The sequence below is a fragment of the Streptomyces sp. NPDC002206 genome (genome assembly GCF_053593595.1).
Genome location: NZ_JBSFCW010000040.1, coordinates 1 through 18,034, shown reverse-complemented (window position 1 = coordinate 18,034; position 18,034 = coordinate 1). Strand labels below are relative to the sequence as shown.

The window sequence follows — 18,034 nt, the reverse complement described above, 5'->3', positions numbered from 1 at the left end:
CCCCGCACTTCCCCGACTCCGCAACCGGAGCACACGGGGCAGGCGGGAACCCTGGCCGCGATGGGCGGACAGGACCGGGAACTCAGAGATAGGACCTCCGGATGACCAACCCCGCAGGTGGTTTCGGACTTGCCGACGATCCGATCGTCCAGGCGAAGAACAAGATCATCGAAACCGCGGAGCAGGTGTCCAAGCAGTCCAGGGAGTTGGCCGACATCCTCGCGACGGTCAGCGCGGGATGGACGGGTGTCGGCGCCTCGGGATTCACATCCGCACAGATCGTGATCAACGAGGACCACGACGAGATCCGCCGGCTCCTCAACGTGCTCCTCAACGCGGTGGGCCAGACCAAGAACCTCAGCAACGCCAACGACGACGAGGTCCGCGCGGCCTTCAACGCGGTGAAGGAGCCGGCGTCGTCCGGCAACACCTCCGGGCTGAACGGCATCTGAGCCGCGCCGCAGCACCTTTCCGTACACACGCCGAGCACCGAGGAGCAGACAGATGGCGACCGACCCGAACACCAAGGTCAGGTACGAGAGCGTCCAGGAGATGGCGAACCGCATCCGTGTGGTCTCGCAGAACATCATCAAGGACCTCCAGGAGATGGACGCGGCACTGAAGGTCGTCACCGACACCTGGGACGGTGAGGCGCACGGGGAGTACGTGCACCTCCAGTCCAAGTACAAGGGCAAGGCGGAGCACATGAAGACCCGCCTGGAGCACGTCGCGAAGATCATTGAGTCCGGCAAGGACAGCTACCGCTCGACGGACGTGAAGGCCTCGCGCCTGTTCACCGAGGCGTACTGACCGCAGCACTGCACATGCAGAAGGGGCACGCTCGTCGCGGCGTGCCCCTTCTCCCGTCCGTACGGCGTCCTACGTCAGGTCGAACTCGCCGTCCCGCGCGCCCAGTACGAACGCCCGCCACTCGGCCTCCGTGTACCGCAGCACCGTCTCCGGATCCAGCGAGGACCGCATCGCCACGGCCCCGCCCGGCAGATGCGCGATCTCGACGCGCTCCTCGGCCTCTTCCGTACCGGGCGCACTCAGCCACTCGACCCCCGAGATGTCGAGTGCGTACAGCTCGTCCTTCTCCTGCTGCGTGCCCATCAGATGCCTTCCTCTCCTGCGGCGGAACATGTTCGTCGCCCGCGTGCAGACTATCCCCGCTCCCGCGCCCCACAGGCCCGGTATGGACAGCTTCCGACCTGCGGTGGTAGAGACCGCGCGGCCCACCCGGAAGCGGCGTCGGAGCATGTATGCGACGCGGCTGCGGTGGCCCGCGACCTTGCTGCGGCAGTGGCCCACCCCGTCGTCGGCCGGGAACCACTCCCGGTCTCGTCGGTTCAGCGCTGCTCCGGCAGCCGCCCGATCTGCACCAGCGGGTTCCCCCGCCGTCGCGAGGCGAAGTACCCGCGCCCCGGCGGCATCGGATGCCCCCGTACCGGCCCGATCAGATCGCCCTCGGACGGATCGCCGGACAGCACCACGCCCTGCGCCCCCAGCTCCTTGATGCGCTGCATGAAGGACTCGTACATCGATCGCGAGGCCCCCGCCGAGTTGCGCGCGATGATGAACCGGACACCCGTGTCCCGGGCGAACGGCAGATACTCCGCGAGCGGGGCGAGCGGGTTGCCCGCGTTCGTCGCCACCAGGTCGTAGTCGTCGACGATGATGAAGATCTGCGGCCCCGTCCACCAGCTGCGATCGCGCAACTGCTGCGGCGTGACGTCCGTCGGCGGCTGCCGCCGCGAGAACACACCGGCCAACGCCTCCATGTGCATCTGCATGGAGCTCGCCATCGGCGCGTACTCCAGCAGATGGCTCTCCGGCAGCGCACCCAGCAGGGCCCGCCGGTAGTCGCCGACGACGAGCTTCGCCTCGTCGGGGGAGTAGCGCTCCGCGATCTGCTTCGCGATCAGACGGAGCAGATTCGTCTTCCCCGATTCGCTCTCGCCGAAGATCAGGAAGAACGGATCTGTCTCGAAGTCGACGAACACCGGTTCCAGATCGGTCTCGTCGATACCGATCGCGATCCCGCGCTGCGGGAACTCGAAGCCCTTCGGCAGCTGCTCGGCGGGCAGTTTCCGCGGCAGCAGCCGTACGGCGGGCGCCGGAGGACCCGCCCAGTTGGACTTCACCGTCTCGACGAAGGCCGCCGTGCCGTCGGAGAGATCCGCCGCGCTGCTCGTGGAGTCGATACGCGGCAGTGCACCCATGAAGTGCAGCTTCTCCGGCACTTGGCCGCGGCCCGGCACTCCCTGCGGCACGTTCACCGCGACCCTGCGGTCGAACTCGGAGTCCATGACATCGCCGAGCCGCAGTTCGAGGCGGCCGAGGATCTGGTCCTTGAGCGCGGCACGCACCTCCATGTACCGGGCGGCCGTGATCACCACATGGACGCCGTACCCGAGACCGCGCGAGGCGATGTCGGTGACGACCTGCTCCAGCATCTCGTACTCGGTCCGGAAGCCGCCCCAGCCGTCGACGACCAGGAACACGTCGCCCCACGGCTCGCCCGGCAGTTCACCGAGAGCGCGCCTGCGCCGGTATGTGGCGACGGAGTCGATGGAGTGGGCACGGAAGAACTCCTCGCGCCGGTTCAGCACCCCTGCGACCTCGGCGACCGTACGCCGCACCCGCTCGGGATCCAGCCGCGACGCCATCCCGCCCACATGCGGCAGGTCCGCCAGTGAGACCAGCCCGCCACCACCGAAGTCGAGCCCGTAGAACTGCACTTCGTGCGGGGTGTGGGTGAGCGCGAACGACGAGATCAGCGCCCGCATCATCGTCGACTTCCCGGACTGCGGCCCGCCGACCACCATCATGTGGCCCGCCGCACCGGAGAAGTCCCGGTACAGCACCTCACGCCGCTGCTCGAACGGCTTGTCGATGAGACCGAGCGGAACGGTCAGCCCGCCCGGCCGCGTGTACTCCGTCGCCGTGAACCCCCGGTCCGCGGTCGGCGCGAGCCCCGGCAGCAGCTGGTCCAGCGTCGGCGCCCGGTCCAGCGGCGGCAGCCACACCTGATGGGCGGGCACCCCCTGCCCCTCGAGGCGCCGCACGATCACATCGAGCACCGTGTCCGCGAGTGCGTCGTCCTCCGCACTCGTCCGCGAGGCCACCACATGCGCCGGGTCCGGCGCCGCGTACACCACCGGCACCGGCAGCGCGCTGAACACCGCGGGCCGCCGCTCGACCGGCAGCGTCCCCGTCGAGAGATCGGGCCCACCCGTGCGGTACGTCCCCGACACGTACGCCGCCTTGAACCGGGTCATCTCGTCCGTACCGAACTTGAGATAGCCGGAACCCGGCACCGATGGCAGGTGATACGCGTCGGGCACCCCCAGCGCCGTACGCGACTCGGCGGCCGAGAAGGTCCGCAGTCCGATCCGGTACGAGAGATAGGTGTCCAGACCGCGCAGCTTGCCCTCCTCGAGGCGCTGCGAGGCGAGCAGCAGATGCACACCCAGCGAGCGGCCGATGCGACCGATCTGGATGAACATGTCGATGAAGTCCGGCTTGGCGGTCAGTAGTTCGGAGAACTCGTCGATGACCAGGACCAGTGAGGCCAGCGGCTCCAGCGCCGCGCCCGCCGCCCGCGCCTTCTCGTAGTCGTGGATGTTGGCGTAGTTGCCGGCCGACCGCAGCAGCTCCTGCCGCCGCTGCAGCTCACCGCGGATGGCATCTCCCATGCGGTCGACGAGCGTCAGATCGTCCGCCAGGTTGGTGATGACCGCCGCCACGTGCGGCATGTGCGACATCCCGGCGAACGTCGCACCCCCCTTGAAGTCCGCCAGCACGAAGTTGAGCGTCTCCGAGGAGTGCGTGACCGCGAGCCCCAGGACCAGCGTCCGCAGCAGCTCCGACTTGCCGGAACCGGTCGCACCGACACACAGGCCGTGTGGACCCATGCCCTCCTGCGCGGCCTCCTTCAGGTCCAGCATCACCGGCTGACCGTCCTCGCCGACCCCGATCGGCACCCGCAGCCGCTCGGAGACCGACCGCGGCCGCCAGGTGCGCGCCACATCGACCGCCCCCGCATCGCCGAGGTTCAGCAGATCCGTGAAGTCCAGGTTGGCGAGCAGCGGTTCGTCGTCGTCGCCCCCGCCCATGCGCAGCGGTGCGAGCTGTCGGGCCAGCGCCTCGGCCGCGGGCAGCGACATCCCGTCCGGAACGCCCTCGTACGCCAGTCCCGCCCCCGACTCCAGCCGCAGCAGCCCCGGCCGCACCACCACCGACAGCCCGCCGCGCGGCTCGTCCAGCTCACCCGGGACGACCTCGACGATCGTCACGCCCTGCAGCCCCTCGGCCGCCGCGAACAACGAATCCGGCGGCACCATCCCGCCGTCGAGGACCACCACGATGTGCGGCTGGTCCAGCAGCGGCTGACTCTCCCGCCCGAACCGCGGCCGCCCCTCCAGCCGGCTCGCCAGCAGCTGCTCCAGCTCACCCAGATCGTCGCCGAACAGCCGCTTCGTACCGGCCCCGTCGAGCTGCCCGGGCGCCTGCGCGTGCGGAAGCCACTTCGTCCAGTCCCAGCGTGCCACCGCACCCGGCGCCGCCACCACGGCGACCATCAGATCCTCGGGGGAGTGGAGCGTCACCAGCTGTGCGACCAGTGCCCGCGCCGCCGACTGCGCCGCCTCCGGCTGACCGGAGACCGTCACGTGATAGAAGGCCCGCATCGACACGGCCATCGGCAGTCCGTCCAACGACCCGTGCACCGCGAGGAATTGCTGCATCGCCCCCGCACACATCGGCTCCAGCTCGTCCACCGGCGCGGTGTCCGGGGCGATCAGCGGAGTCGACAGCTGCTGTGCCCCGAGCCCGACCCGTACCTGCCCGAAGTCGTTGTCCCCGACCCGCCGTTCCCACACCCGGCTGCCCTCGGCGACCACCGACCACAACTGCTCCGGAGCGGGCTGCAGATACAGCTGTACGTCGCGCTGGGCGCGCGCGGTCCGGCGCACCGTACGCCGCGTCTGCGCCAGGTATTTGAGGTAGTCGCGCCGCACATCTGCCATTTGCCCCTGTGTACCGCGACGGTGGCGGACGAGCTGCGCGATCACCATGCCGACGGTCGAGACAAGCATCAGAACGCCCATGATGCGCATGAACGGAGGAGCCTGCGGCGAGAAGAAGAAGACCACCGACGAACCCATGCCGAGCACCGGCAGGATCTGCATCAGCATGCCCTCCTGCTGCCCGCGCGGCAGTTCGGGAGGAGCCTCCAACGTCAATTCGTCCGTGGGCACTTCGGGCGGCAGGGACCGCGGAGGTCGTTTCATGACGATCTGGCTCACCGGAACATCAATCCCTCGGTACGGACGGGCGGAAGACCGGTCGAACCCGCACCGAAGCCCCCCGTGGCTGCCTTTGCTTGCGGACGTCCCTCCGCGCGACGGTGATCCTACTTGCCGATGACCTTTCCTCCTCCCGGTAGGGTGGCGCGCGCACCGTGCGCAACCGCGAATCAGGGGGACCAGACACGTGAGTACGACTGCAGCGACGGGCTTCTGCCGTGTCACTGTCGTGGCGCCCGACAGCCGTATCGACGTCGCCCTGCCGGAGGACATCGCAGTCGCCGACATCTACCCGGAGATCCTCCGTCTCACCGGCCAGACCCAGGCAGCCGGCGACCCCACCGGCTACCACCTGGTGTGCCGCGACGGCACGGTGCTCGACAGCGCGCGCACGCTCGCCGCCCAGCAGGTACTCGACGGCGAACTGCTCAGCCTGCGCCCGTTCGCGCAGTCACTGCCGCCCGCCGTCTTCGACGACGTGTCGGACGCCGTCGCCTCGGCCGTCACCCGGGACCGCCGCCTGTGGAGCGACGAACTGCTGCGCGGCGCCGGTCTGCTGGGCGGCGTACTGCTTCTCGTGCTGATGGGCTTCGTCCTCTGGTTCGCCGACCCCGTCCGGCACGACATGCGCAGCCTGCCCGGCATCATCGCGGGCTCCGCCGGACTGCTGCTCACCGCGTTCGCGGGGGTACGCGCCCGGGTCTACGGGGATCGCGCCACCGCCGTCGCACTCGGCCTCGGAGCACTGCCCCTCGTGCTCATCGCAGGCTCCGGCATCATCGGCCCGGACGCCGGCCAGGGCCCCGGCCGGCTGCAGTTCCTGCTCGGCTGCGTGGCCGTCCTGGTCGCGTCCGTCGTCCTGGTCGCTCTGACCCCGAGCGGCGACGCCCCCTTCGTCGCGGCGACCTTCGTCGCCATCGTCGGCACCCTTGCCACCTTCGTCGCGATCCTCACCGGGGTCTCCGCCACCGGGACCGCTGCGGTCTGCGCCCCGGTCGCTCTCGGCCTCGTCGCCTTCCTGCCCGGCCTCTCCGCCCGCTTCGCCCGACTGCCCATCGGTTACGCATCGCCACGCACCGCCCCGGGGGGTTACGACGACAGCTTCGCGGACCCGAACGCCTCCCCGGAGCCCGAAGGCGTCCCCGTCGACGCCGACCGCATCGCCGCCCAGGCCCGCCGCGGCCACGAGATGCTGCTCGGCCTGGTCGGCGGCTGCGCGGCCGTCGTCGTCGGGTCCGCCGCCGTCCTGGGCTTCTCCGGCAACGTCTGGGGCCGGCTCCTCGCCCTCGCCGCCGGACTCGCGATGCTGCTGCGCGCCCGTCTCTTCCGCTACACCTCGCAGGTCGCCTGCGTCCTGGTGGCGGGCATCGGCGCGGTCGCCCTGCTGATCCTCGGCCTCTCCCTGAACCCGCCGGCCGACCTGGTGAGGGAGCTGGCCCGGTACGGGGACAGCGGCTCCCTCGACATCCGTACGGTCTGGCTCTCCGCGGCCGTGGCCGCGGGCGCCGCACTGCTGACGGCGATCGGCCTGATCATCCCCCGTAAGGGCCTCTCCCCGTTCTGGGGCCGCCTCCTCGACCTCACGGAGAGCGCCGTCCTCCTCTCCTTGGTCCCGCTCTGCCTGGCAGTGCTGGACGTCTTCGCCAGAGCGAGAGCCCTCACCAGCTGAACCGAGCCCAGCCGGGCACAATCAAGCCCGTCCGGCGATCGAGGACAAAGCGGCACCCGGACACCCCGCCCACCAGCCCCCGGCAACCGGGCTCTGTCGGCCTGGTACGCTGTGTGACGGCCGTTTGTGTACGCGCCCCCGGATCATCCTGAGGGCTGCGCTCATCGGACCTTCGTCCTCGAGTAACGGAAGACCCCCTGAGATCAAGACCAGGGGCACTCGTGGGCGCATCGAACATCAAAGAGGAGTACCGCGTGTCGCTCGACGCCGCTACGAAGAAGCAGATCATGTCCGAGTTCGCCACCAAGGAGGGTGACACCGGTTCCCCCGAGGTCCAGGTGGCCATGCTCTCCCGTCGCATCTCGGACCTGACGGAGCACCTCAAGACGCACAAGCACGACCACCACTCCCGTCGTGGTCTGCTGATCCTGGTCGGCCAGCGTCGCCGCCTCCTGCAGTACCTGGCCAAGAAGGACATCCAGCGCTTCCGTGCCCTGGTCGACCGCCTCGGCATCCGCCGCGGTGCGGCCGGCGGCGCCAAGTAATACGCCGTGAAGGGAGCGGTTCCCACGACTGAGGGAACCGCTCCCTTTGTTGTACGTACAGGTGTGTGTGCAACAGCATGTAGGGGACGTGACCGGCTCGCCCGGTCGACCGGAATGCCAAGCTGAGCCGAATCTCAGTAACCTGGTCCCGGAACGTCCCGCAGACGAGCGGGAAGCAGCCTCCCCGCCGCCGGTCCTCGGTAGTGGCCCCCGGACACAGCAACCCGGGTGCTTCGATCGAAGACCGGCCCGCCGATGGAGGGCTTCTCCGCACCGTCCCCCGCCACACGGGCGTGGGGGCGAGAAGACGATATGTATCGGAGAAAACGCTAGTGGAGAACGAGACCCACTACGCCGAGGCCGTTATCGACAACGGAACCTTCGGCACCCGCACCATCCGCTTCGAGACGGGCCGCCTGGCCAAGCAGGCCGCCGGCTCCGCCGTTGCGTACCTGGACGACGACACCATGGTGCTGTCGGCCACCACGGCTTCCAAGAAGCCGAAGGACCAGCTCGACTTCTTCCCCCTCACAGTGGACGTCGAGGAGCGGCAGTACGCCGCGGGCAAGATCCCCGGCTCCTTCTTCCGCCGCGAGGGCCGCCCCTCCGAGGACGCGATCCTCACCTGCCGTCTGATCGACCGGCCGCTGCGCCCGTCCTTCAAGAAGGGCCTGCGCAACGAGATCCAGATCGTCGAGACGATCATGGCGCTCAACCCCGATCACCTGTACGACGTGATCGCGATCAACGCCGCCTCCTGCTCCACGCAGCTGGCCGGCCTGCCCTTCTCCGGCCCGATCGGTGGCACCCGTGTCGCTCTGATCAAGGGCCAGTGGGTCGCCTTCCCGACGCACACCGAGCTCGAGGACGCCGTCTTCGACATGGTCGTCGCCGGTCGGGTCCTGGAGGACGGCGACGTCGCGATCATGATGGTCGAGGCCGAGGCCACCGAGAAGACCATCCAGCTCGTCCAGGACGGCGCCGAGGCCCCGACCGAAGAGGTCGTCGCCGCCGGTCTCGAGGCCGCGAAGCCGTTCATCAAGGCCCTCTGCAAGGCCCAGTCGGAGCTCGCCGCCAAGGCTGCCAAGCCCACCGGCGAGTTCCCGGTCTTCCTCGACTACCAGGACGACGTCCTGGAGGCGCTCACCGCCGCCGTCAGCACCGAGCTCGCCAAGGCGCTCACCATCGCCGGCAAGCAGGAGCGCGAGGCCGAGCTGGACCGCATCAAGGAGATCGCCGGCGAGAAGCTGCTCCCGCAGTTCGAGGGCCGCGAGAAGGAGATCTCCGGTGCCTACCGCGCGCTGACCAAGAAGCTGGTCCGCGAGCGTGTCATCAAGGACAAGGTCCGCATCGACGGCCGTGGCGTCACGGACATCCGTACGCTCGCCGCCGAGGTCGAGGCCATCCCGCGCGTGCACGGCTCGGCGCTGTTCGAGCGTGGCGAGACCCAGATCCTGGGCGTCACCACCCTGAACATGCTCCGCATGGAGCAGCAGCTGGACACCCTCTCCCCGGTGACCCGCAAGCGCTACATGCACAACTACAACTTCCCGCCGTACTCCGTCGGTGAGACCGGCCGCGTGGGCTCGCCCAAGCGCCGCGAGATCGGCCACGGTGCGCTCGCCGAGCGCGCCATCGTGCCGGTGCTGCCGTCGCGCGAGGAGTTCCCCTACGCGATCCGCCAGGTCTCCGAGGCGCTGGGCTCCAACGGCTCGACGTCCATGGGCTCGGTCTGCGCCTCCACCATGTCGCTGCTGAACGCCGGTGTGCCGCTCAAGGCCGCCGTCGCCGGTATCGCCATGGGTCTGATCTCCCAGGAGATCGACGGCAAGACCCACTACGTCGCCCTGACCGACATCCTCGGTGCCGAGGACGCGTTCGGTGACATGGACTTCAAGGTCGCCGGTACGAAGCAGTTCGTCACCGCGCTCCAGCTCGACACCAAGCTCGACGGCATCCCCGCCTCGGTCCTGGCCGCCGCGCTGAAGCAGGCCCGCGACGCCCGCCTCCACATCCTCGATGTGATGAACGAGGCCATCGACGTCCCGGACGAGATGTCTCCGAACGCTCCGCGGATCATCACCGTCAAGATCCCGGTGGACAAGATCGGTGAGGTCATCGGCCCCAAGGGCAAGATGATCAACCAGATCCAGGAGGACACCGGCGCCGACATCACGATCGAGGACGACGGCACCATCTACATCGGTGCCCAGCAGGGCTCGCAGGCCGAGGCCGCGCGCGCCACGATCAACGCGATCGCCAACCCGACCATGCCGGAGGTCGGCGAGCGTTACCTGGGTACGGTCGTCAAGACCACCACCTTCGGTGCGTTCGTCTCGCTCATGCCGGGCAAGGACGGCCTGCTGCACATCTCGCAGATCCGCAAGCTCGCCGGTGGCAAGCGCGTGGAGAACGTCGAGGACGTGGTTGCGGTCGGAGCCAAGGTCCAGGTCGAGATCGCCGAGATCGACTCCCGCGGCAAGCTCTCCCTCATCCCCGTGATCGAGGGCGAAGAGGACGAGAAGAAGGACGACGCTGCCAAGTGACGTCCCGTAGTTCCGTGGCGACGGCCCGCACCTCCTCGGAGGCGCGGGCCGTCGCCCGTACCCAAACGCTTCTCAAGGGCACCAATGGCATCGGCACCGTTCGCCGCACCGTTCTCCCCGGCGGCCTCCGGATCGTCACCGAGACCCTGCCCTCCGTACGCTCCGCCACCTTCGGTATCTGGGCCAATGTCGGATCACGCGACGAGACGCCCAGCCTGAACGGCGCGACGCACTACCTCGAGCACCTCCTCTTCAAGGGCACGGCCAAGCGCAGCGCCCTCGACATCTCGTCCGCGATCGACGCGGTCGGCGGCGAGATGAACGCCTTCACGGCGAAGGAGTACACCTGCTACTACGCGCGGGTTCTCGACACCGACCTGCCGCTGGCCATCGATGTCGTCTGCGACATGCTGACCGGCTCGCTGATCGCCGCCGAGGACGTCGACGCCGAGCGTGGCGTCATCCTCGAAGAGATCGCGATGACCGAGGACGACCCGGGCGACTGCGTGCACGACCTGTTCGCGCACACGATGCTCGGCGACACGCCCCTGGGCCGCCCGGTCCTCGGCACCGTCGACACGATCAACGCACTGAACCGCGGCCAGATCGCCCGCTTCTACAAGAAGCACTACGACCCCACCCACCTGGTCGTCGCGGCCGCCGGCAACGTCGACCACGCCACGGTCGTACGCCAGGTCCGCAAGGCCTTCGAGCGCGCCGGCGCCCTGTCCCGTACCGAAGCTGTCCCGGTCGCACCCCGTGAAGGCTCCCGTACCCTGCGCACCGCGGGCCGGGTCGAGCTGCTCAACCGCAAGACCGAGCAGGCCCATGTCGTCCTCGGTGTTCCGGGCCTCGCCCGCACCGACGACCGCCGCTGGGCACTCGGCGTACTCAACACCGCCCTGGGCGGCGGAATGAGCTCCCGCCTCTTCCAGGAGGTACGGGAGAAGCGCGGACTCGCCTACAGCGTGTACTCGTACACCTCGGGCTTCGCCGACTGCGGACTCTTCGGCGTGTACGCGGGGTGCCGGCCCAGCCAGGTCCACGACGTCCTGAAGATCTGCCGCGACGAACTCGACCGGGTAGCGTCCGACGGACTGAGCGACGAAGAGATCGGCCGCGCCATCGGCCAGCTCTCCGGCTCCACCGTCCTCGGCCTGGAGGACACCGGCGCCCTGATGAACCGTATCGGCAAGAGCGAGCTGTGCTGGGGTGAGCAGATGTCGGTCGACGACATGCTGAGCCGGATAGCGCAGGTCACCCCGGACGACGTCCGGGCAGTGGCAGGCGAGGTACTCGGACAGCGCCCCTCGCTCTCCGTCATCGGTCCGCTCAAGGACAAGCAGGCCGGCCGCCTCGACGAAGCGGTCTCCTAATCCACCCGTAAGGAAGCAGAGCAATGAGCAAGCTGCGCGTGGCCGTTCTCGGCGCCAAGGGCCGCATCGGATCCGAAGCGGTACGAGCCGTCGAGGCCGCCGATGACATGGAACTGGTGGCCGCACTCAGCCGCGGCGACAAGCTGGAGACGCTCGCTGAAACCGGCGCCCAGGTCGCGGTCGAACTCACCACACCCGCGTCGGTGATGGGAAACCTCGACTTCTGCATCCGGCACGGAATCAACGCGGTCGTCGGCACCACCGGCTGGACCGACGAACGGCTCGCGCAGCTGAACACCTGGCTCTCCGGCTCCCCGGAGACCGGTGTGCTCATCGCGCCGAACTTCTCCATCGGCGCCGTCCTCACCATGAAGTTCGCGGAGCAGGCCGCACGCTACTTCGAGTCCGTCGAGGTCGTCGAACTGCACCACCCCAACAAGGTCGACGCCCCCTCCGGCACCGCCACCCGCACCGCCCAGCTGATCGCCGAAGCCCGGAAGAAGGCCGGCTGCGCCCCGCAGCCCGACGCCACGGCCACGGCGCTCGACGGCGCCCGCGGCGCGAACGTCGACGGGGTCCCGGTCCACGCGATCAGGCTCCGTGGCCTCCTCGCGCATCAGGAGGTGCTGCTCGGCGGCGAGGGCGAGACCCTCACCATCCGCCACGACTCCCTGCACCACAGCAGCTTCATGCCGGGCATCCTGCTGGGTGCACGCCGTGTGGTGACCACTCCGGGCCTCACCTTCGGCCTGGAACACTTCCTCGACCTGAACTGACTGAGCCCACTGCCATGCGCGCAAAGATCACTTACCTCGTCACCGCTGCCGTCCTGGTCTTCTACTTCGTCCTGGTCGGCAGCCGTGGCCTGCTGCTCATCAAGCACGGCACGCTGCTCACGGTCACCTTCGGGGTCGCAGTGCTGATCCTGCCGGTGATCGGCATCTGGTTCCTCTGGAAGAACACCCAGTTCGTCCGCAGGGCCAACGCCCTCGCCGCAGAGCTGGACGCCGAGGGCGGCCTGCCCGTCGACGAGCTGGTCCGTACCCCGGCCGGTCGTATCGATCGCGACTCGGCCGACGCCGTCTTCGCACGGCGCCGCGAGGAGACCGAGGATTCCCCGGACGACTGGCGCTGCTGGTTCCGGCTCGCCGTCGCCTACCAGGACGCCCGGGACACCCCGCGCGCCCGCAAGGCCATGCAGCGCGCCATCGCCCTGCACACGAGGACATCGAGCCCGGCGGCCGCGTCGGGCCCGTCGGTCACATCGAGCTCGTCCGGCGACTGAGAACATCCCCCGAGCTCGCCCGGCGACCGAGGACGGAACCGGCCGCCGGGCGGCCTCGGAGCACTAGCTGAGCCGATACTCGTCGTCCCAGGCCTCTATCGTGTCCGCGGCCCGGTCGAACGCCTCGCTGCGCCCCAGGAAGTCCGCGTTGCTGTCGGTGAGCAGTGGCGGCACGGCGTCGCCACCCAGACGTACGACGATCAGGGCCTGCCCCTGCACCGTGCGCGGGAACCCGAGCCACTTCACTGGCTGCTGCACCGTACGGACCGCGGTGACCCGGCTCCACGGCACGGTGGTCGTTATGAAGAAGCCCACGCGCCGCACTCCGTGCCGACTCACCCAGGCGCCGACCCGCAGCATCCGCAGGGCGCAGAGAATCACCACAAGGGCGAGCCCGAGGCATGCTGCGGCCCCGGGCAGTGCCCCGGCAAACGCGGTGATCATGCCTGCGATCAACACGTACGAGGCGAGCAACAACAAGGTGGCCGCCGCAGCGACCCGCCACGGCCCGGGGCGGTAGGGGCGCCGCCAGCTGTCGTGGTCGTCGAACGGCAGCGCGATGTCCTCAGCGCTCGCGTCAAACGCGCGGTCGGCCGTCAGAAAGGGCAGGGGCACGACTGATCCTCACTCACAAGCACGCTCGATTGCTGTGCCCGGTGAGGCTACCGAGCAGGCCACCGCCGCTACCACCCCAGGGGCCCCGTACGAGTCAGGGGCCGTGCGCGGCTTCGGTCTGCTGAGTGTGCGAGGGAGCCTCGGCCGGGGCAAGTGCCGGAAGACCGAGGATCAATGATCCGGCAAGACCGGCGAGCACCGTCAGTCCTACGAGGGAACGGGCCGCCAGCTGGGCGGCGGTGGCGCGTTCCCGGGGCGGCGGCGCGACGTTGCTACGGAATCGGTCGGCCTCGGCCACGAAGGCGAACGGGACGGCTTCACGCCGGCGGAACATGAGGAAGTTCTCCTTGATCTCTGTTACAGGTGCTGCTAAGGAGTCAGACGCACGGCACGCCCGTTCGGTGCCCCGAATCACCTGATTGGCCGAAGAAATCCCCGGACGGGCCTTCCGCGCCTCGTTGTCAGTGACGGCCCGTAGAGTGGGCGCCGCCCGAGCGACGCAATTGGAAGGACCCCGCCGGTGACCGAGACCCCCGAGCCCGCAAAGCCCAGCTTCCTCAGCGATGTCACCGTCGAGCTGGTGAAGCACTCCGCGGCCGACTCCGACGTCCTGTTCGCCGCCCGTGTCTCCACGGCCGGAGAGCAGTCCCTGGAGGAGGTCAGTAAGGACCCGGAGCGTTCGAAGGGGCTCATCAACTTCCTGATGCGCGACCGCCACGGGTCCCCGTTCGAACACAACTCGATGACGTTCTTCATCAGCGCCCCGATCTTTGTGTTCCGCGAGTTCATGCGTCACCGGGTCGGCTGGTCGTACAACGAGGAATCGGGCCGCTACAGGGAGCTGGAGCCGGTCTTCTACGTCCCCGGTGAGGCTCGCAAGCTCGTTCAGCAGGGCCGCCCCGGCAAGTACGAGTTCGTCGAGGGCACCGCGGCACAGCAGGAGCTCACGGGCCGTGTGATGGAGGACTCGTACCGCCAGGCGTACGAGGCCTACCAGGAGATGCTCGCCGCCGGCGTGGCCCGCGAGGTCGCCCGCGCCGTGCTCCCGGTGGGGCTGTTCTCGTCGATGTACGCCACGTGCAATGCCCGCTCGCTGATGCATTTCCTCGGCCTGCGCACCCAGCACGAGCTGGCGAAGGTGCCGTCCTTCCCTCAGCGGGAGATCGAAATGGTCGGTGAACAGATGGAGGAGCAGTGGGCGCAGCTCATGCCGCTCACCCATGCAGCCTTCAACAAAAATGGACGCGTAGCTCCGTAGGCGGTGTCCGTATTGCGGCGTTTCGTGAAGTTCATCTAGGCTGATCAAACGGACCCGGCACTGCTTGAACCCCCGAGCAGGCAGTGCCGGGCTCCTATCCCTTGTCCCCCCGAGGGGACACCGCGCGCTGAGCAACGAGTAGCGTGTTACCCATGGCTCCGATCTCCACTCCGCAGACCCCCTTCGGGCGGGTCCTCACCGCTATGGTCACGCCCTTCACGGCGGACGGCGCACTCGACCTCGACGGCGCCCAGCGGCTCGCCGCCCATCTGGTGGACGCAGGCAATGACGGCCTGATCATCAATGGCACCACCGGCGAGTCCCCGACCACCAGCGACGCGGAGAAAGACCAGCTCGTACGGGCTGTCCTGGAAGCCGTGGGGGACCGGGCCCATGTCGTCGCCGGCATCGGCACGAACGACACCCGCCACAGCGTCGAGCTGGCCCGCACGGCCGAGCGCGCCGGCGTCCACGGCCTTCTCGCGGTGACGCCGTACTACAACAAGCCGCCGCAGGAAGGTCTCTTCCGCCACTTCACGGCCATCGCGGACGCCACCGGTCTGCCGGTGATGCTCTACGACATTCCCGGCCGCAGCGGTGTGCCGATCGACACAGAGACGCTGGTCCGGCTCGCGGAGCATCCGCGCATCGTCGCCAACAAGGACGCCAAGGGCGACCTGGGCCGCGCCAGCTGGGCGATCGCCCGGTCCGGCCTCGCCTGGTACTCCGGCGACGACATGCTGAACCTGCCGCTGCTCTCGGTCGGCGCCATCGGCTTCGTCTCGGTCGTCGGCCACGTCGTCACCCCCGAGCTGCGCGCCCTCATCGAGGCGTACCTCGGCGGAGACGTCCAGAAGGCCACGGAGATCCATCAGAAGCTCCTGCCGGTCTTCACCGGCATGTTCCGCACCCAGGGCGTGATCACCACCAAGGCCGCGCTCGCCCTCCAGGGCCTGCCCGCCGGCCCGCTGCGTCTCCCCCTGGTGGAACTCACCGCACAGGAAACGGCGCAGCTCAAGATCGATCTCGCCGCCGGTGGGGTACAGCTGTAACCACAGACTTCACAACTGAATACGCGAAGAACATTCGCAAGAGCGACATCACAGACAACAGCAAGTGCACGAATGACATGCGCGCCACGTGCCTCAGCGGTACGTGGCGTGCGTGGTAAGGAGAGTCTTTTGAGTCATCCGCACCCCGAACTCGGCACCCCGCCGAAGCTCCCGAAGGGTGGCCTCCGTGTCACTCCTCTGGGCGGCCTCGGCGAAATCGGCCGCAACATGACGGTTTTCGAGTACGGCGGCCGCCTGCTCATCGTCGACTGCGGAGTGCTCTTCCCCGAGGAGGAGCAGCCCGGAATCGACCTGATCCTGCCGGACTTCACCACGATCCGGGACCGTCTCGACGACGTCGAGGGCATCGTCCTCACGCACGGACACGAGGACCACATCGGTGGTGTCCCGTATCTGCTGCGGCTGAAGCCGGACATCCCGCTCATCGGCTCCAAGCTGACCCTCGCCCTGATCGAGGCGAAGCTCCAGGAGCACCGCATCCGTCCGTACACCCTCGAAGTCGCCGAGGGCCAGCGCGAGCGCATCGGCGTCTTCGACTGCGAGTTCATCGCGGTCAACCACTCCATCCCGGATGCTCTTGCGGTCGCCATCCGCACGCCCGCGGGTATGGCAGTCGCGACCGGTGACTTCAAGATGGACCAGCTCCCGCTGGACGGCCGTCTCACGGACCTGCACGCCTTCGCCCGGCTGAGCGAAGAAGGCATCGACCTTCTCCTCTCCGACTCGACGAACGCAGAGGTTCCCGGCTTCGTACCGCCCGAGCGGGACATCTCCAACGTCCTGCGCACGGTGTTCGCGAACGCCCAGAAGCGCATCATCGTGGCGAGCTTCGCCAGCCACGTGCACCGCATTCAGCAGATCCTCGACGCGGCACACGAGTACGGCCGCCGGGTCGCCTTCGTCGGCCGCTCGATGGTCCGCAACATGGGCATCGCGCGTGACCTCGGCTATCTGAAGGTCCCCGCGGGCCTGGTCGTCGACGTCAAAACCCTCGACGACCTGCCGGACGACGAGGTCGTGCTGGTCTGCACGGGTTCCCAGGGCGAGCCGATGGCCGCGCTGTCCCGCATGGCCAACCGCGACCACCAGATCCGGATCGTCCAGGGCGACACGGTGATCCTCGCGTCGTCCCTGATCCCGGGCAACGAGAACGCGGTCTACCGCGTGATCAACGGCCTGACCCGCTGGGGTGCCCACGTCGTCCACAAGGGCAACGCCAAGGTCCACGTCTCGGGCCACGCCTCGGCCGGCGAGCTGCTGTACTTCTACAACATCTGCAAGCCGAAGAACCTGATGCCGGTCCACGGCGAATGGCGCCACCTGCGGGCCAACGCCGAACTGGGTGCCCTCACCGGCGTGCCCAAGGACCACATCGTCATCGCCGAGGACGGCGTCGTCGTCGACCTCGTCGACGGCAAGGCCAAGATCGTCGGCAAGGTGCAGGCCGGTTATGTGTACGTCGACGGCCTCTCGGTCGGAGACGTCACGGAGACCTCCCTCAAGGACCGGCGCATCCTCGGCGACGAGGGCATCATCTCGGTCTTCATCGTGGTCGACAGCTCGTCCGGCAAGATCACGGGCGGTCCCTACATCCAGGCCCGAGGCTCCGGTATCGACGACGCGGCATTCACAGCCGTCGTGCCGAAGATCGAGGAAGCGCTCAACAAGTCCGCCCAGGACGGCGTGGTGGAGCCGCATCAGCTCCAGCAGCTCGTCCGTCGTTCGATGGGCAAGTGGGTCTCCGACACCTACCGTCGGCGCCCGATGATCCTTCCCGTCGTCGTCGAGGTCTGACGCCCCGACAGGCGCGAACTCCGGAGCGGGGCCCCCGATTTGCATCGGGGCGCCCCGCTCCAGTACGTTTACGGCTCCGCCTGACCGGGAAGCACCCTGCGCACTCGTGCGTGGAGGGCACCCCCGCAGGGGCGGGAATTCCGACTCGGAACTTCTGATAAAGTCGGATCCGCCGAAAGGCAAAGGCCACTTCAACGGCCACCGGAATCAAATTCGGACCGGAAACGGTAACGAAAAAGAGTCTGGTAAGGTTGGAATCGCCGGAAAGGGAAACGCGAAAGCGAAAACCTGGAAAGCGGAACCCGCTTCGACCGGGAATCGGACACGAAAGAGTCTGATAGAGTCGGAAACGCAAGACCGAAGGGAAAGCCCGGAGGAAAGCCCGAGAGGGTGATTACAAAGGAAGCGTCCGTTCCTTGAGAACTCAACAGCGTGCCAAAAGTCAACGCCAGATATGTTGATACCCCGACCTGCTTCGGCAGGTTCGAGGTTCCTTTGAAAGTCCTGCCGGGCCCTTGTGGTTCCGGTAGGCAATTACACAGCGAGGACGCTGTGGACGGTCGG

The 18,034-nt window shown here is 68.3% G+C and carries 15 protein-coding genes; 11 read left to right on the top strand and 4 right to left on the bottom strand.

Going from position 1 to position 18,034, the window contains the following annotated elements; all coding sequences use genetic code 11:
* Positions 1-101: 101 nt before the first annotated feature.
* Positions 102-452, top strand: a complete 351-nt coding sequence (locus ACWCP8_RS36300; RefSeq protein WP_030979817.1) for a WXG100 family type VII secretion target — start codon at positions 102-104, stop codon at positions 450-452.
* 52 nt (positions 453-504) lie between these two features.
* Entirely contained in the window at positions 505-810 is a 306-nt protein-coding gene (locus ACWCP8_RS36295; RefSeq protein WP_030979818.1) for a WXG100 family type VII secretion target, read from the top strand.
* 69 nt (positions 811-879) lie between these two features.
* Here ACWCP8_RS36295 and ACWCP8_RS36290 read toward each other — a convergent pair whose 3' ends face one another.
* Positions 880-1,113: a DUF397 domain-containing protein gene (locus tag ACWCP8_RS36290; protein ID WP_030933207.1), complete on the bottom strand. Its 234-nt coding sequence runs from the start codon at positions 1,111-1,113 to the stop codon at positions 880-882.
* A 236-nt stretch (positions 1,114-1,349) separates the two neighbouring features.
* Positions 1,350-5,309: a type VII secretion protein EccCa gene (gene eccCa / locus ACWCP8_RS36285; protein WP_451120575.1), complete on the bottom strand. Its 3,960-nt coding sequence runs from the start codon at positions 5,307-5,309 to the stop codon at positions 1,350-1,352.
* Positions 5,310-5,496: 187 nt separating this feature from the next.
* Here eccCa and eccD point away from each other — a divergent pair, with 187 nt between their 5' ends.
* From eccD to ACWCP8_RS36255, 6 genes are all read left to right on the top strand, one after another.
* Positions 5,497-6,978, top strand: coding sequence for a type VII secretion integral membrane protein EccD (gene eccD, locus ACWCP8_RS36280; protein ID WP_451120573.1), 1,482 nt, complete (start codon positions 5,497-5,499; stop codon positions 6,976-6,978).
* A gap of 254 nt (positions 6,979-7,232) precedes the next feature.
* Positions 7,233-7,523, top strand: a complete 291-nt coding sequence (gene rpsO, locus ACWCP8_RS36275) for a 30S ribosomal protein S15 (protein ID WP_030933198.1) — start codon at positions 7,233-7,235, stop codon at positions 7,521-7,523.
* A 332-nt stretch (positions 7,524-7,855) separates the two neighbouring features.
* Positions 7,856-10,069: a polyribonucleotide nucleotidyltransferase gene (locus ACWCP8_RS36270; protein WP_451120571.1), complete on the top strand. Its 2,214-nt coding sequence runs from the start codon at positions 7,856-7,858 to the stop codon at positions 10,067-10,069.
* The gene (locus ACWCP8_RS36265) at positions 10,066-11,445 is read left to right on the top strand and encodes a M16 family metallopeptidase (RefSeq protein ID WP_030979822.1); all 1,380 of its coding nucleotides are present in this window, start codon (positions 10,066-10,068) and stop codon (positions 11,443-11,445) included. Before ACWCP8_RS36270 ends, ACWCP8_RS36265 begins: the two co-directional genes overlap by 4 nt.
* A 23-nt stretch (positions 11,446-11,468) precedes the next feature.
* Positions 11,469-12,221 carry a 4-hydroxy-tetrahydrodipicolinate reductase gene (gene dapB, locus ACWCP8_RS36260; protein WP_352270599.1) on the top strand — a complete coding sequence of 251 codons (753 nt, stop codon included), beginning with the start codon at positions 11,469-11,471 and terminating at the stop codon, positions 12,219-12,221.
* Between the two features lie 14 nt (positions 12,222-12,235).
* Positions 12,236-12,730, top strand: coding sequence for a hypothetical protein (locus tag ACWCP8_RS36255; protein ID WP_451120569.1), 495 nt, complete (start codon positions 12,236-12,238; stop codon positions 12,728-12,730).
* 63 nt (positions 12,731-12,793) lie between these two features.
* Here the strand turns inward: ACWCP8_RS36255 and ACWCP8_RS36250 are convergent, their stop codons facing one another.
* Together ACWCP8_RS36250 and ACWCP8_RS36245 are read right to left on the bottom strand one after the other, a co-directional pair.
* Positions 12,794-13,345, bottom strand: a complete 552-nt coding sequence (locus ACWCP8_RS36250) for a hypothetical protein (protein ID WP_352270603.1) — start codon at positions 13,343-13,345, stop codon at positions 12,794-12,796.
* Between the two features lie 94 nt (positions 13,346-13,439).
* Positions 13,440-13,679 carry a hypothetical protein gene (locus ACWCP8_RS36245; protein ID WP_356002441.1) on the bottom strand — a complete coding sequence of 80 codons (240 nt, stop codon included), beginning with the start codon at positions 13,677-13,679 and terminating at the stop codon, positions 13,440-13,442.
* Between the two features lie 186 nt (positions 13,680-13,865).
* On the opposite strand from ACWCP8_RS36245, the gene thyX reads away from it, so the two are divergent.
* From thyX to ACWCP8_RS36230, 3 genes are all read left to right on the top strand, one after another.
* Complete coding sequence (gene thyX, locus ACWCP8_RS36240) at positions 13,866-14,603, top strand: FAD-dependent thymidylate synthase (RefSeq protein WP_356002438.1); 738 nt, start codon at positions 13,866-13,868, stop codon at positions 14,601-14,603.
* Between the two features lie 152 nt (positions 14,604-14,755).
* On the top strand, positions 14,756-15,655 hold the full coding sequence (dapA, locus tag ACWCP8_RS36235; RefSeq protein WP_326606070.1) for a 4-hydroxy-tetrahydrodipicolinate synthase: 900 nt from the start codon (positions 14,756-14,758) through the stop codon (positions 15,653-15,655).
* A gap of 129 nt (positions 15,656-15,784) precedes the next feature.
* On the top strand, positions 15,785-17,470 hold the full coding sequence (locus ACWCP8_RS36230) for a ribonuclease J (protein WP_313939499.1): 1,686 nt from the start codon (positions 15,785-15,787) through the stop codon (positions 17,468-17,470).
* The last annotated feature ends 564 nt before the right edge of the window (positions 17,471-18,034 follow it).

What these genes read in the sequence shown, in the direction of transcription:
- ACWCP8_RS36300 (WP_030979817.1), top strand. Translation starts at nt 102, where the DNA reads ATGACCAACCCCGCAGGTGGTTTCGGACTTGCCGACGATCCGATCGTC.
- ACWCP8_RS36295 (WP_030979818.1), top strand. Translation starts at nt 505, where the DNA reads ATGGCGACCGACCCGAACACCAAGGTCAGGTACGAGAGCGTCCAGGAG.
- ACWCP8_RS36290 (WP_030933207.1), bottom strand. Translation starts at nt 1,113, where the DNA reads ATGGGCACGCAGCAGGAGAAGGACGAGCTGTACGCACTCGACATCTCG.
- dapB (WP_352270599.1), top strand. Translation starts at nt 11,469, where the DNA reads ATGAGCAAGCTGCGCGTGGCCGTTCTCGGCGCCAAGGGCCGCATCGGA.
- ACWCP8_RS36255 (WP_451120569.1), top strand. Translation starts at nt 12,236, where the DNA reads ATGCGCGCAAAGATCACTTACCTCGTCACCGCTGCCGTCCTGGTCTTC.
- ACWCP8_RS36245 (WP_356002441.1), bottom strand. Translation starts at nt 13,679, where the DNA reads ATGTTCCGCCGGCGTGAAGCCGTCCCGTTCGCCTTCGTGGCCGAGGCC.
- dapA (WP_326606070.1), top strand. Translation starts at nt 14,756, where the DNA reads ATGGCTCCGATCTCCACTCCGCAGACCCCCTTCGGGCGGGTCCTCACC.